The organism is Pseudoalteromonas rubra (assembly GCF_005887115.1).
In the GTDB taxonomy this organism is placed as follows: Bacteria; Pseudomonadota; Gammaproteobacteria; order Enterobacterales; family Alteromonadaceae; genus Pseudoalteromonas; species Pseudoalteromonas rubra_F.
The window spans coordinates 219413-234306 of sequence record NZ_PNCJ01000005.1 but is presented as its reverse complement, the minus strand read 5'-3'; the positions used below and the strand labels follow the sequence as shown (position 1 = coordinate 234306).

10 protein-coding genes are annotated in these 14894 nt (G+C 45.8%); 8 read left to right on the top strand and 2 right to left on the bottom strand.

Features of this window, described 5'->3' with window-relative positions:
- Nucleotides 1-18: 18 nt before the first annotated feature.
- Nucleotides 19-1041, bottom strand: a complete 1023-nt coding sequence (gene hemH, locus CWB98_RS01930; RefSeq protein ID WP_138543295.1) for a ferrochelatase — start codon at nucleotides 1039-1041, stop codon at nucleotides 19-21.
- A 218-nt stretch (nucleotides 1042-1259) separates the two neighbouring features.
- Between hemH and CWB98_RS01925 the strand changes: the two genes are divergently transcribed.
- Nucleotides 1260-2810: a methyl-accepting chemotaxis protein gene (locus CWB98_RS01925; RefSeq protein WP_138543294.1), complete on the top strand. Its 1551-nt coding sequence runs from the start codon at nucleotides 1260-1262 to the stop codon at nucleotides 2808-2810.
- Here the strand turns inward: CWB98_RS01925 and CWB98_RS01920 are convergent.
- Nucleotides 2807-4141 carry an HD domain-containing phosphohydrolase gene (locus CWB98_RS01920; protein ID WP_138543293.1) on the bottom strand — a complete coding sequence of 445 codons (1335 nt, stop codon included), beginning with the start codon at nucleotides 4139-4141 and terminating at the stop codon, nucleotides 2807-2809. The two genes, CWB98_RS01925 and CWB98_RS01920, sit on opposite strands and share 4 nt — an antisense overlap.
- 109 nt (nucleotides 4142-4250) lie before the next feature.
- Here CWB98_RS01920 and CWB98_RS01915 point away from each other — a divergent pair, with 109 nt between their 5' ends.
- The 7 genes from CWB98_RS01915 to CWB98_RS01885 all read left to right on the top strand — a co-directional run bounded on the left by CWB98_RS01915 (nucleotide 4251) and on the right by CWB98_RS01885 (nucleotide 14892).
- The gene (locus CWB98_RS01915; RefSeq protein ID WP_138543292.1) at nucleotides 4251-4793 is read left to right on the top strand and encodes a heme NO-binding domain-containing protein; all 543 of its coding nucleotides are present in this window, start codon (nucleotides 4251-4253) and stop codon (nucleotides 4791-4793) included.
- Between the two features lie 99 nt (nucleotides 4794-4892).
- Nucleotides 4893-5861: a sensor histidine kinase gene (locus tag CWB98_RS01910; protein ID WP_138543291.1), complete on the top strand. Its 969-nt coding sequence runs from the start codon at nucleotides 4893-4895 to the stop codon at nucleotides 5859-5861.
- A 502-nt stretch (nucleotides 5862-6363) separates the two neighbouring features.
- A complete protein-coding gene (locus CWB98_RS01905) occupies nucleotides 6364-9489 on the top strand; it encodes a glycosyl hydrolase family 18 protein (protein WP_138543290.1) in 3126 nt (1041 codons plus the stop codon).
- 52 nt (nucleotides 9490-9541) lie between these two features.
- A complete protein-coding gene (locus CWB98_RS01900; protein WP_138543289.1) occupies nucleotides 9542-10978 on the top strand; it encodes a lytic polysaccharide monooxygenase in 1437 nt (478 codons plus the stop codon).
- An 81-nt stretch (nucleotides 10979-11059) separates the two neighbouring features.
- Nucleotides 11060-13525: a glycosyl hydrolase family 18 protein gene (locus tag CWB98_RS01895; protein ID WP_138543288.1), complete on the top strand. Its 2466-nt coding sequence runs from the start codon at nucleotides 11060-11062 to the stop codon at nucleotides 13523-13525.
- Nucleotides 13526-13750: 225 nt separating this feature from the next.
- Nucleotides 13751-14431: a substrate-binding periplasmic protein gene (locus CWB98_RS01890; RefSeq protein WP_249364576.1), complete on the top strand. Its 681-nt coding sequence runs from the start codon at nucleotides 13751-13753 to the stop codon at nucleotides 14429-14431.
- Between the two features lie 38 nt (nucleotides 14432-14469).
- Nucleotides 14470-14892 (top strand): hypothetical protein, encoded by a 423-nt coding sequence (locus CWB98_RS01885; RefSeq protein WP_138543286.1) that lies wholly within the window; start codon nucleotides 14470-14472, stop codon nucleotides 14890-14892.
- Nucleotides 14893-14894: the final 2 nt, after the last annotated feature.

Sequence of the window (14894 nt, the reverse complement as noted above, 5' to 3'; positions counted from 1 at the left end):
ACCAACGGCCCCTTTCCTTTACCTTAAATAAGGTTTTAGTACGTCAAGCAATGCATTGAGATGATCATCTCTGTCGTTTAATGCTGGGATATAATGATAAGTTTCTCCACCGGCTTCCATAAAGTATTCGCGGTTTTCCTCTTCTAACTCTTCGAGTGTCTCAAGACAGTCTGCACTAAAAGCTGGACTTAAGATAGCAACTTCTTTAACGCCTTTTGTTGCCAGTTCTTTCAATGTGACATCAGTATAGGGTTGGAGCCACTCTTCACGTCCGAATCGGCTTTGGAAAGTTGTCATGATTCTGTCTTTATCTAGCTTTAGCTGCTCACAGACCAGACGCGTGGTCTGGTGACAAAAACAATGATACGGGTCCCCACTATCTAAAAAGCGTTTCGGTGTGCCATGGTAAGAAAAGAGTAGCTTCTCAGGTAATCCATGCTTGTCAATATGCTCCTGTACCGAATTAGCTAAAGCCGTAATGTAACTCTGCTGTTTGTGGTATCCATTTATAAAACTCAGGCTTGGGACCCAACGCCATGTTTTGAGTACATTAGCGATTGCATCAAATGTTGACCCCGTTGTCGCGCTTGAATACTGTGGATAGAGAGGAAATACAACGATATTTGTGATCCCTTTTTCTCGGAGTGCTTCCAGACCACTTTTTATAGATGGATTACCATAACGCATGGCCATTACCACTTCGACATGCTCGTAGTTTTGTTGTTTTAATAACGCGCTAAGCTTATTACATTGATCTTGTGTTATCTGAACGAGCGGTGACCCATTCTCTGTCCAAATACTGGCGTAGGCTTTCGCCGAACGGCTTGGCCTGATCCTCAGGATGACACCATGTAAAATTAACCACCAAAGCGCTCTGGGAAGTTCGACGATACGAGGGTCTGACAAAAATTCTCTTAAGTAATTTCTTAATGCAGGGGCAGTTGGCGCGTCGGGGCTCCCCAGGTTGGTTACCAGAACTCCGATTTTTTCATTAAATCTGTTATCATGCGGGTTATCAGTTATTGCAGAAAGCTTTGGCACTCACGGCTCCTTTGGTGTGTTCTTCTAGCCCTGCTATTCTACATAAAAGGCCAGAGTGAAAAAACGATTTTCGCTTATACGCGCGTCGTATCGCATTGGATCTAATTATTTTGTCTTAAAAAACCGGCGAAATATAGATTTGTTGTTGCAAAAACAGCGCATTAGTCGTATTTTCTCGCTCCGCACCAGCAATTTACAGCATAGAATTCGAGTTAAAAATGCGATTAAATCATCCCGTCACGAATCAGGAAAAGCGCTTTTCCGCAGACACCCGGCTTATCTCAGTGACAGATCTGAAAGGGACCATACTGGATTGTAACGAACATTTTGTTGAAGTCAGTGGCTACGCCAAAGAAGAACTGATAGGGCAACCTCATAATCTCGTTCGCCATCCTGATATGCCAGAACTCGCATTTAAGACCATGTGGGATCAGTTAAAGGCAGGCAAGCCCTGGATGGGGTTGGTAAAAAACCGCTGCAAAAATGGCGACCATTATTGGGTAAATGCTTACGTTACTCCGATGACGCAGGATGGGAAAATTATTGGTTACGAATCCGTTCGAAGCTGTCCTGATCGTGCTTCCGTCGAACGAGCAGAAACGTTGTACAAACGTGTTAAATCGGGACAGCGCGAAGGATTTAAGTTGCCTAAGCTACGTTCTATTTGGTCTTCGTTGGCAGTGGTTATTGCAATTTTACTCTACATGTCAATAGGAGAAGCGATCGGGTTTGCTTGGCTGGTTGTTAATACACTCGCATTATTTGCATATAACACGTATCGCGATAATGAGCAGCTTAGTCGAATTGATAAGGTGATGTCCCATAGCTTCTGTGATGATATTGCGACTCAGGTTTACTCTCCCTGGACAGGAAAAATGGCTCAATTGCATGTTAAGTTATTGAGTGAGCGAGCTCACCTGGACACCATAATCACTCGTATTGAGTTTGCTGCAAAAGGGGTTGCCAGTGGAGCGACAATTAGCAACTCCAAGAGTATTGAAACTACAGAGTGCCTAACCAAGCAGCAGCTAGAGACAGAGCAAGTTGCAACTGCTATGAATGAAATGGCTACTACAATCAATGAAGTGTCTCATAGCGTTCAGGCAAGTTCTGAAGACGCAAAAGGGGTGCTTCTTCTCGCGCAGGAAAGCGCACGAAGCTCTGAAGAAACCCGCGCTTCAATCGAGAATCTAGGTGCAACGGTCGTTGATATAAAAGACTCTGTTCTGGGTGTTGCCAAGCAAACCTCTAAAATAGCTGAAGCCGCGCAGATAATTGAACAAATCGCTGAGCAAACAAATCTACTGGCGCTGAATGCAGCAATAGAAGCTGCTCGGGCAGGGGAACAGGGTCGTGGCTTTGCGGTTGTTGCAGATGAAGTGCGCCACCTTGCGCAAAGAACACAAGAGTCCACGAAAGAGATCCATTCTATAATCGAGCAGTTGACGCAAAGCACTCAAAACGCAGAGTTTATAGCGCAGCGAGGTGAGGATGAATCTCGTCAGGGGATAGAGCAACTCTCTCAGTCTTCAATGAAGCTGGAAGGTATTTATCAGCTGATAGAGAAAATCAGTGCGAGTAGTATGCAAATTGCTACTTCCGTAGAAGAGCAAGCAGCTGTTTCTGAAGATATTAACCAGCAAGTTGTCAACATTGCCACATTGGCGAATACGAGTGTTAGCAGTTCTAATGAAATGCACGTGATCAGCGAGGAGCTGACCACAGTTGCAAATGATATGTATGAGCTGGTTGTGCGTTTTAAACGCTAGGCTTTAATCAGGATCCTAAAGGGAGTAGGTTTTTGTGTTTCCAACTGCTGCAGTTTTGCGACAGTTACATCGGTAAAAATATGCCCCTTTGGCAACAGCATGATCCCTTTATGGCTATGGATAGCCAGTCCAAGTTCCATACCCGGTTTAAGTGCTTGAGCATTGATGATGTTCATTGACCCAACCTGGTGTGTAGTGGACCTGTCGGCTTGTATCGCTTGTTCCAGTGCTAAGACCACTTTGGGGTGGTAGAACGACCCGCTATACATTTTAATAATTTCAAGTGCATGCGCACGTCTGGTCTCTTTATCTCCCTGGTTTTTTAAAAGGTTCTCTACATAATCTCTTGCTGCGGCGAGTATTTGTGCGCCAATAGGAATTTGTTTGCCTTTCAGTCCTTTTGGGATCCCCTGACCGTTATATTTTTCAAATTGATGATAAATCGCTTCGCCGACATCGCTGAGGTGCTGAGCTGGCATAAGCATAAGTTGTGCTGTGGCAGGATGTGTAAAGAATAGCTTTCGTTGTTCCGAACTCAGCTGCTCGAGCGGCTTATCGTATAGTACTGGGTCCATCGCCAGTAGTCCGACCTGTGCCAGGTAACCAGCCATTTTTGTCAGCTGTACCACTTTGTCTCCCAGGCCAAGATTTTGTGCAACTAACCCACTAAGGCTGGCAATCTGCTTTGCCATGTTTGCATCAATGTAAGGGTTGGCATTGATGAAGTTGTAAAGTAGTTCTACTGTAGCTCTGTGTTCATCCTGCTCGTGCTTGTTTGCGGTTTCTAATTGACGAAGTACTGTGCGGATCTGAGCGGTTCGCTTTTCGACTAATTCTTCCAGATTTTCGTTTAATTCTTTTAACTGTTCATTTTGATTGCTTATCGCAATCTGAAGCTCGGTATTGTACTGTTTGAGGCGATACTTCTCCGCCGCATCTTTGATAACATGAATGAGCGCGTCATTTTGCCAGGGTTTTTGAAGAAAATTATGGATTCCACCTTCATTGATAGCCGCTATAGTGGAGTCCATATCTGCATAGCCAGACAGTAATATACGCTGTGATTGGGGAGAAGCTTTCCTAGCTTTTGTCAAAAACTCCACACCATCCATTTCAGGCATACGCATGTCCGAAATAATAACCTCATAGTCTTTCTCAGTAAGTGCCTGTAACGCTTGTTCGCCACACTCAAACAAAGAGACCTCCATGCCTGCATATCCGAGCGTTCTTCTGAGCACTTTTAATACGCTAGGCTCATCATCGAGGCATAATACTCGTATAGGACCCTCGGGTGGCGTGATTGTTACTTGTTCAAGATTGTGTTCAACCATAAATCAATAAGGTAAAGCAATAGATAATATAAAAATTAGTCTAAACTTTGTTTTATAACAATTGCTGCAGCGAGTTTGCTGTTAAATTACTTCAGCTAAGGAGCAAACAATGAAAGGCATAATATTTCGTAGTTTAGAGGAGCTGGTTATCGAAAATCTGGGTATGGGCGAATGGAATGCGTTATTGGATAAGCATAGTCCGGCGCACCGTAGCTATGTGTCAGCTGTATCCTACCCCGATGAAGAGCTTTTTGCGTTGGCAAATGGTGTTGCAGAGAAAATGGCTGTGCCATTACCGGATGTGCTTGGCGTGTTTGGACGGTTTCTGTTTGGCTCGCTGGCTGCCAAGCACCATGCAGTACTTGAGCCGTTGAATACATTTGAGAAGTTAATCCTTGCCATAGATAGCGTGATTCACGTTGAGGTTGCAAAACTCTACGATGAACCCAACTTACCCAAAATTGATGCCAAGGTCATCGATGAAGGACAAATTCTCGTAGATTATCGTTCTCCAAGAAAATTGTGTTTTTGCGCAGAAGGGCTCATTTACGGAGCTGCGGACCATTACAACAAAAAAATTGAAATATCCCACGCCAGTTGCATGCACGAAGGGCATGATCACTGTCGTTTTGTGATCAGTATATTGTCTTAACCGGCTAATAATGGGAAAGCTCAGAACAAGTGGTGTAACGCAGGCGGCCGCGAGAAAACTATGTGTATATTAGCTCATGAGTGATCCGGAGGGGTTAGTATGTCGAACGAAAGCAACGAGTACTACAAAGCATATCTCAGAGAGAAGCAGGCCCGCGACGAACTTGAAACCCTGCTTGAAGACAAGACTCGCTCTTTATACTTAGCAAATCAAGAGTTGGAAGCAAATCTTGCGCAACTAAAGCGGCAACATGCAGCAATTTTACAAAGTGAAAAAATGGCCACACTTGGCGTAATGTCTGCCGGCGTCGCCCATGAAATCAATAACCCGCTAGCTTACATAAACGGTAACATAGGCACACTTGGACAAGTTGCAAAAGGGGTTGCTGATTTAATCAAGGCCAGTGAGTCTTTCTCGATGAATGCTTCAGATCAGGACGAATTTAAAGAAACATTTACGCGACTGGAATCGCAGTATCAGCTGTGTTTTTTTGCCGAAGATGCACAAGATTTAATTGATGATTGTCGGGATGGTTGCCAGCGAATAGCAACTATAGTTGCCAGCTTGCTTGATTTTGCCAGACCCAAAAACAACGAATTTGTCATGGCTGATATGACTGAGGCCATCGACAGCGCTCTGGGTTTGCTTGCAAATCAGCTTAAACATATAGAGTTGAATGTAAAGAAATCCGATATTCCAATGAGCTACTGCAATTTGGCTGCGCTCAATCAGGTCATTATTAATCTGTTAATGAATGCAAAATACGCCTGTGAACAGGCTAAGTCTGATGGTGTGTGTTCTGCTCCTGCAATTGAGCTGCAGATCAAAGAAGCTAACGAGCAAATTATGATAAATGTGATGGACAACGGTACTGGTATAGGTCAAGACACCTTAGAGCATATTTTCGAACCATTTTTTACTACTAAACCAGTGGGACAGGGCACGGGCATGGGATTGGCTGTTGCATATGGTATCGTTTCTGAACACAGTGGTACTATCAATGTCGAAAGCAAAGAAGGTGAAGGCACGACGGTGACCATTTCTATCCCCATAAAGCATACCACTTAAACTGATTCGTGTTCCCACATCCTGAACTATGACTCTGTGCACGCATTAGTTGTCCCTAAAAAGTGTATATTTGTAAGGCCTTTTAAGGGGTTAACCTTTACGTTAACTAGATGTGTACGAACTGATCTTGTTCGGTTTTCATATAACTAATAAATATAAGATATTCCCTACTGAACTCTGTTTTTTCGAAGTCTTGAGATAAGAAAAACTTATCCGAATACATAAGTTTTTCTTTTTCATGTTTCTATTTTGAGCTTAACTGATTGTTCTTATAGCAATAGAAGTAAATATACGAACTGTCATATATGAATTTAACTCACTTAATATAGATTTAAGGTCGCCCATAAAAAGTCCATTCATTTGAATAATTGCTAGTGAAAAAGGATGGGGTCAACCGTTTGGTAGATTAAAAAGTAGTCATGCTTACGTTGACGTACTCAAATTCTATGTTAGCTTTACTTTAAAAATGTTAATCACTAAAACGGTAAAGGTTGAAGAAAGTATGAAAACGAGAAACAAATTCAAGATGGCAATGCAGCTCAGTGCAATAGCCATTGCGATCGGCTCAACACAGGCTAACGCATACGATTGTACCGGGCTTAATCCATGGGAATCAGGTAAAGCATACACAGGCGGTCAGCAAGTTGAGCAGAACAATAATGCCTATGAGGCAAATTGGTGGACACGCTCGGAGCCAGCGGCTAATTCAGGTGACTGGCAAGAATGGACTTGGTTGGGCCAGTGTGACAGCGTTGTCGAAAATAAGTCGCCTGTCGCCAGTAACTTACAGCCGATTTCTGGTTCTGAATTTGCTGAAAATGACAGCGTTGCCATCAGTGTGAAAGCGGTCGATCCTGATGGCACTGTGAGCAAAGTTGAATTCTTTGTCGATGGTGCTTTGGTTGCCACTGACGTAAGCGGCACCGCAGATATGTTTGACGCACAGTGGAATGCCAGTGTTGGTACCCACGACATTAGTGCAACGGCGTTTGATGATAAGGGGGCTGCGTCTAATGTATTGACTAGCCAAATCCTTGTTAAGCCAGCTGATACAGGTAATAAAGCGCCAGAAGCTCAGTTAGTAATAAAGAGCCAGCCAGCAGAACTGGTTGTCGGTTCACAGGTTGTTTTTGGTCTATCCGGAAGCGATGTAGACGGTCAGGTGACTAAGTTGACGTTTACGGTAGATGGTGTGGACGTTGTTACTACAAATGGCACCGCAATCGATCACACCTGGACCGCACAACAACTTGGTCCGGTGAGCTTTACACTAACTGTGACAGATGACAAAGGGGCAACTTCAAGTGTGTCTCAGACACTGACAGTTGTTGAGCAGGGGCAGGGGGGTCGTGATGACTGTAAACCAGAAGGCTTGTTCCAGACTCCAGGCGTTAATACGCCTTACTGTACTATTTACGACGTAAACGGACGAGAAAAAATGGGCAATGACCATCCTCGTCGCGTGATCGGCTACTTTACCAGCTGGAGAAATGGTGCAAATGGCCAACCGTCATACCTGGTTAATGACATTCCTTGGGACAAGATAACGCATATTAACTACGCCTTCGCGCACGTTGATGCAAACAACAAGGTATCCATTGGCGACCCAACGGCTGCGGGTAATCCGGCAACGAATATGGAATGGCCTGGAGAGGCTGGCGCAGAAATGGATCCCGCACTGCCATACAAAGGTCACTTTAACCTGCTGAACAAATACAAAAAGCAATATCCTGACGTAAAAACACTGATCTCTGTTGGCGGCTGGGCTGAAACTGGTGGCTACTTCGGCAGTGATGGTAAGCGTGTCAACAGTGGTGGTTTTTACACCATGACGACCAATGCCGATGGCAGTGTGAATCAGGCTGGTATTGACGCATTTGCAGCAAGTGCTGTGGAGTTTATCCGTACGTATGGTTTTGACGGTGTTGATATTGATTATGAATACCCAACTTCAATGAACGATGCAGGCCATCCGGATGACTTCCCAATCTCTAACGCATTACGCGCAGGATTGAATGCCTCATATCAGGTGCTGATGAAGCGTTTACGTGAAGAGCTTGATAAAGCAGGTCAACAAGATGGTAAGCACTATATGTTAACTATTGCGTCACCTTCTTCAGGCTACTTGCTACGTGGTATGGAGACATTCCAGGTCACTAAATATCTGGATTACGTCAATATCATGTCTTACGACTTACATGGAGCATGGAACCAGCATGTAGGCCACAATGCTTCTTTGTTTGACACTGGGGAAGACTCTGAGCTCAAAGCATGGAATGTCTATGGCACAGCGGAATTCGAAGGTATTGGTTATCTGAACACAGACTGGGCAGTAAAATACTTCCGAGGAGCTTTGTCTGGTGGTCGTATCAATATCGGTATTCCTTACTACACCCGTGGTTTCCAGAATGTACAAGGTGGTACAAACGGGCTTTGGGGTCAGGCGGCATTCCCGGACCAGGCGAACTGTCCACCTGGTACCGGAAAAGGTGAAAAGAATAAATGTGGTAACGGCGCTGTTGGTATCGACAACCTTTGGCATGACAAAAATGACGTAGGCCTTGAAGTGCCGGCTGGCTCTAACCCGTTGTGGCATGTTAAGAACCTGCAATCAGGTATTGTTGCAAGCTATCTGGCTGATTACGGCCTGACACCGGACACAGATCCTGCAGACCGCTTGACTGGTACCTATGCCCGTCATTATGACTCTGTAGCTGTTGCCCCCTGGTTGTGGAATGCCGAGAAGAAAGTATTTTTGTCGATTGAAGATGAACAGTCTATGGGTACCAAGGTTGATTATGTCATCAACAATGGACTTGGCGGCATCATGTTCTGGGAGCTGGCCGGCGATTTCGATTACGACGCGGCAAAGGGTGAGTACTTTATGGGTTCAAGCCTGACCACGTTAGCCTATAACAAGTTTAACCAATCCGGCGCGCCATACGATATCCACCCAGGTGATGTGAGCTTCCAGGTGCCAGCGGAATCAGTCGACGTTAGTTTTACAGCAAAAGACTTCCCGCTGGGCGATGACAACTATCCAATCGCGCCAACGTTCTCATTTACCAATAACTCGGCCATTGATCTGTCAGGGGCTAAGATCACCTTCGATGTACCAGTTGCTACTTCTGCAATCTTCAAGTCTAACTGGAATGCACAGGAAAAACTTGGTATGGCAGTTGAAGTGAATCGCTCCAACGCTGCTGGTAACAACATCGGTGGATTTGAAAACGAGTTCCATCGCTTTTCAATCACACTGGTAGATGAGTGGGGGAATATTCCTAAGTCCTTTGCACCAGGTGAAACCGTAAATGCACAAGTGATGTACTACATGCCAATCACAGGTCCGGTTAACTTCGTCGCGGAAAAAGATGGTAAGCGTTACGCGTTTAAGTTCGAGTATCCGAAACTGCCGGATGCAAAACCGGGTGACGGTAACGGTGGACCAATCACAAGCTGTGAAGGCGTGCCTATCTCACAGATCAGTGTTTACCCTGAGTTTCCAAAGGGAAGCCACGCAGCTCAGGGAGACCTCATCATCGATGGTAACGGTGTATACAAAGCTAAGTGGTGGAGCAATAAGCAACCATCAGTCAGTGCTGATTACACCAAGGTTTGTAGTTTGTAACCGATTAATTAATAAGGATAAGGGGCTTCGGCCCCTGTGAAAGAGGCAAACTATGAAGACGAGTACATCTTTTTCAAAACAGACCGCCATCAGTGCACTAGCTTTGGCTGCTTTAGGCTACAGCGCGCTGGCTGCAAGTCACGGCTATATGGATTTTCCGATGGCGAGACAAGCTATCTGTGAAGACCAGGGCGGTTATTGGTGGCCAGAAGATGGTTCCAATATTCCCAACGCGGCTTGTCGTGCAGCTTACCTGGAGTCTGGTTATGTCCAGTTTATTCAGGAGCATGAATTCGCGGTTAACACACCCGATTACAACAACCAACAGGCGGTCGAGAAAAACATTCCAGATGGCACCTTATGTGCAGCAGGTTCACACGAAAAACGCGGCATGAACTTGCCTTCTGCAGATTGGCAGACGACTCAAGTCAGGCCAAACGCTGCCGGGGAGCTGGCCATACGATTCCATGCCACTACACCTCACAACCCTAGTTTCTGGAAATTTTATCTTACCAAGCCGGGATTTAATCCCGCGACAGACGTGATGACCTGGGGCAGTCTGGATCTTATCACAGAAGTTGGCAACGTCGATTTCGTCAAAGACCCCGATGGAAAGCGCATATATGAGATGACCATACAGATCCCGCAGGGGCGAAGTGGAAATGCGATTCTGTATACTCGCTGGCAGCGAAATGATGTCGTTGGTGAGGGATTCTATAACTGTAGCGACATTAGTATCGTCACAGATACACAACCGAACGACTGGTTTTCAGCAGGCTACTTTGTTTCCAGAGGTCAGTCAGCCAATGTTGGCGATCTGATCTGGGCAAGGGTGTTCGACCAAAATGGCCAGGAGTTAGTAAAGCATTCTTTGGCTGTGACAGCGCAAAACCAGGCAACTTGGGCGAGCGTTTTGGCAGGTCAGCTTAATACCACGTATGCAAGTGATGTTCAGGTGGGAGTGAAACAAACGAACGGTGACGTGGTATTTGATGAAGCTAATTTACTGGGTAACGAAGTGTTCGTAACAGATGCAGCATTTACCTATAACTTAACAATCGTGCCCAAAGCACCGAATACACCGCCAACGGTTCATCAGCCGGATCCGATTGTAATGGATGAAAATAGCCAAGTTCAGGTTCATGTGCATGCCTTTGATGATGAGCAAACTGAGCTGACCTACAACTGGTCACTGCCATCCGAGCTTACGATGACAGGCAGTGGTGCAACCGTCACGCTGCAAAGTGGTGAGGTATCGGCAGACAGTCAGTACACGGTTTCAATTGCCGTATCTGATGGCGAGCTAACCACATCCAGAGATCTAAGCGTAACGGTTAAAGATATTCCTGTGTCGACGTATCCAAAGTGGCAAGCCTCTGACACCTATGTAGGTGGGGATAAAGTCACGCACAAGGGCAAAAATTATGAAGCTAAGTGGTGGACCCGTGGTGAAGAGCCCGGCAAAGCCCAGGTCTGGAAAGCACTTTAGCCAGACCAGTCAGTTTTAAGCAGTACCAATAAATCACCCTCAGGGGTTTGGATATAACATGTAAATAAGGTTGAGAAAGTAATGAAGATTAAACAGATCAGTACGGCAATAGGCCTTGCACTAATGAGTGGCTCAGTTCTAGCTGCGCCTTCAACACCTAGCTTGAGCTGGGAACCTCAGGTCTATTCTTTTGTAGATGTTTTGCTTGATGGTAATGGGTCATACAAAGACCTGGTAACCGCTAAAGACAAGGTAGATATTCAGATTAAATGGAATGCCTGGAGTGGTACCGGTGGTGACAGCTACAAAGTGTATTTCGACAATCAGCTCGTAAATGAGGGCGTATTGGACGCTGGGACTAAAAGTGGCACAATCACTTTCCCTTACACTCAGTCTGGTCGCCATACTTTGTATGTTGAACTGTGCGATAGTACCGGCTGTGCGAGAAGTGCAGGCAAAGAGATCGTTATAGCAGACACAGACGGTGGTCACTTAGAGCCTTTGCCTATGGATGTTAACCCTAACAACCGTAACAACGGCACTATCCCGGGCAAGGTTACTGGTGCGTACTTTGTGGAATGGGGCATCTATGGCCGCGACTTTGACGTGACTAACATCCCGGCACAGAACCTAAGCCACCTGCTATATGGTTTTATTCCAATTTGTGGTGCCAATGAATCACTGAAAGAAATTGAGAATGGCAACAGCTGGCGTGCTTTGCAAAAAGCGTGTGCAGGAACACCTGATTATGAAGTGGTGATCCACGATCCATGGGCTGCAATTCAAAAAACATTGCCAGGCGTAAGTCAAAATGACCCAATTCGTGGTACATATGCCCAGCTAATGGCACTCAAACAGCGCTACCCGGATCTGAAAATCTTACCATCGGTGGGGGGTTGGACGCTCTCGGACCCATTCCATGGATTCACCAACAAAGCAAATCGTGACGTATTTGTCGCATCGATGAAAAAGTTCTTAAAAACCTGGAAGTTCTACGACGGGGTAGACATCGACTGGGAATTCCCCGGTGGTGACGGTCCAAACCCTGACTTGGGCGACCCTGTTAATGACGGCCCAGCTTATATAGCACTGATGGCAGAGCTACGCGCCATGCTGGATGAGCTTGAAGCCGAAACGGGTCGTACATACGAGCTGACGTCCGCCATTGGTTCTGGCTACGATAAAATTGAAGACGTAGATTATCAGGCTGCACAGCAATATATGGACTACATCTTCGCGATGACCTATGACTTTTATGGCGGCTGGAACAATGTAACAGGCCACCAGACAGGGTTGTATTGTGGTTCACACCTAAGCCAGGATGAGTGTAACGGCACCGGTGTTGACGACAATGGGGAACCACGTAAAGGCCCGGCTTACACGGCGCATAACGCGGTACAGTTGTTATTACAGCAAGGCGTAAACTCGAAGAAAATCGTCATGGGCGCAGCTATGTATGGCCGTGGCTGGGAAGGTGTGATGGATCAGAACACCACGATTCCGGGCAATCCAATGACAGCGCCAGGTAATGGTAAATACTCAGGCTCTACCTCGGAAGGCGTATGGGAGCCGGGTATCATGGATTACAAGGCAATCGCTGCTAATTTGGTGGGACCAAATGGCACAGGCCTCAATGGGTTTGAGGTTGGCTACGACGAGCAGGCAGAAGCCGCTTATGTTTGGAACCGTAGCAATGGTAAATTACTGACCTTTGATAGTGCTCGTTCTGTTGAAGCAAAAGGACGTTACGTAAATCTGCACGACCTGGGCGGCTTATTTGCCTGGGAAATCGATGCTGATAACGGCGACATTCTAAATGCTATGTATGATGGTTTGACAGGAGGCGTACCAGTTAATAAGCCGCCTGTTGTGTCTGTTGAGAGCAATGTTACCGTTCAGTCAGGTGGTTCAGTGAATGTAACAGCAACGGCGTCTGACCCCGACAATCAACCGTTGACGTTCGCCTGGAGCGCGCCAAGTGCACTAACCCTGACAAATACTACCAGTGCGACTGTGGGCGTTGCTGCACCATTAGTAACACAAGACACAGAGTACACATTAACTATTGCCGTATCTGATGGTGAAGCGACAACAACGCGTAATGTAAAAGTGCTTGTTAAGCGCCCGTCGACTGGTAATGATGCGCCAGTGGTAACGCCTGTCTCTGCTGTTACACTTGCTGAGAACACCAGTACATCGGTACAGGTTAATGCCACAGACCCTAACGGCGATGCATTAACTTACAGCTGGACGGCGAGCAACGGTTTGAGCGTAAGTGGTCAGGGTGCCAGTGCGACGATTACTGCGCCAGAAGTCACTCAGGACACGACCTATCAGGTGACTGTTGCGGTGTCGGACGGTGTTGCAACTACAACAGTCTCGTTCGATGTTAACGTCACGGATTCTGCAGTAGGCGCTGATCCTTGGGACCGCAGCAAAGTGTATGTCGGCGGTGACCGTGTTAGCTATCAAGGCAAGTTATATGAAGCTAAGTGGTGGACACGCGGCGAAGAACCTGGAAAAGCGATGGTGTGGAAGGCACTTTAAGGTATGTTGATATCAGAAGTGGGAGTTTTTGCTTCTGATTGACCAAGGGACTGGCCAACAATAACGAACAAAGGCGTTAGCGCGCCTTTGTTTTCTTGCCGATATACTTCATAATCTAGCTAATATCAATGATTGCTAGACGCTGTGCATTTAATACTTCTGTTAATTCTCCTACCCGTTACGGTGTTTGCGAACACCCAGTGTGATACACGCTACAAAGTTGGCGTGGGCACCAGCTGGCCACCTTATGTAATGTATCGGGAGTCCGTTCCCTATGGTCTTGATATTGAAATAACCCGCAGGGTTTTCAGTAAGGCAAAGTTATGTATAGATTTCGTTCAGCTGCCTTCTTCGGCAAGAGGTATCACCGAGCTCTCGAAAGGGTTTATAGATATTCTTCCTTCAGCTAGCTTTAACACACAAAGAGCCGAACTTGCTTATTTTAGCCAAGCTTATCGGCGGGAAAGAATGCGCTTATTTACAAGAAGCAAAGCGCTTAACGATGTGAGAAGCCTGACGGAGCTATTTGCAGCGGAGCGCACATTTGTTGCAAACCCTGGTGCCTATTATGGCAGAGAGCTGGAACAAATTCTTAAGATTGCGTGGTACAGAGAGCGTTTACTTGAAGTGCCCAGTATTAGTCAACGAATGCAGCTGGTGAATCGTGGGCGAGTCGACTTTTTAATTGAAGATGAATTCTCCGGTTATCATTACATTGAGAAGCTGGGGTTTAGCGATATGAAAATACATCCTTATGTTGTTAACGATAACGCCATTCATTTTATGTTAAGTCGTAAATCTTTTAATAAACAAGAAATAGAAGAAATAAACTCAGCCATCGACTCGTTGCGAGACGAGATAGCAGAGTTGGTAAGCCAATATGGAATTGAAACCAGTAGAGGTTAAAACTTTTGGCCTTGCGGTTTTTTTATGGAGTTTAAGTTATGCGAAAAATGAGGCTGGCGATTGTCGCGTTAATCGTTGTTTCTGCATCTGCAGCAGCAAAGGAACAAAAGCCATATCGTTTTGACACCATGCAGATGACACTGGATACGTTTTTATTCGACCGTAACGATAGAATAAGGCCCGCCAAAAGTGACTTTAAAATTAATCGCAGTGTGGCAATGTCGAATGACGATGGTTATAGAGCGGTGCTATTAAGCCTTGAAAACTTGTCATCAGGTAGACGAATTTTGGAGCCCGAGCAACTGATGGTCATTTATGCCGACGGTACTGCGCAACAGGTCAATGCTTTGCCGCACAAAGTAATGTTAGAAGGCTATGAAAAGCGCAATTTTACACTAGAGCTCGGCGCGAATGACTACCCCGTTGTCGCAGTTGTAACTGCCAATAACTCTGGGTATTAGGT

Bases quoted from the DNA above. Each gene is read 5' to 3' on its own strand.
- CWB98_RS01920 (WP_138543293.1), bottom strand. From the start codon at position 4,141: ATGGTTGAACACAATCTTGAACAAGTAACAATCACGCCACCCGAGGGT.
- CWB98_RS01885 (WP_138543286.1), top strand. From the start codon at position 14,470: ATGCGAAAAATGAGGCTGGCGATTGTCGCGTTAATCGTTGTTTCTGCA.
- CWB98_RS01925 (WP_138543294.1), top strand. From the start codon at position 1,260: ATGCGATTAAATCATCCCGTCACGAATCAGGAAAAGCGCTTTTCCGCA.
- CWB98_RS01900 (WP_138543289.1), top strand. From the start codon at position 9,542: ATGAAGACGAGTACATCTTTTTCAAAACAGACCGCCATCAGTGCACTA.
- CWB98_RS01915 (WP_138543292.1), top strand. From the start codon at position 4,251: ATGAAAGGCATAATATTTCGTAGTTTAGAGGAGCTGGTTATCGAAAAT.
- CWB98_RS01895 (WP_138543288.1), top strand. From the start codon at position 11,060: ATGAAGATTAAACAGATCAGTACGGCAATAGGCCTTGCACTAATGAGT.
- CWB98_RS01910 (WP_138543291.1), top strand. From the start codon at position 4,893: ATGTCGAACGAAAGCAACGAGTACTACAAAGCATATCTCAGAGAGAAG.
- CWB98_RS01905 (WP_138543290.1), top strand. From the start codon at position 6,364: ATGAAAACGAGAAACAAATTCAAGATGGCAATGCAGCTCAGTGCAATA.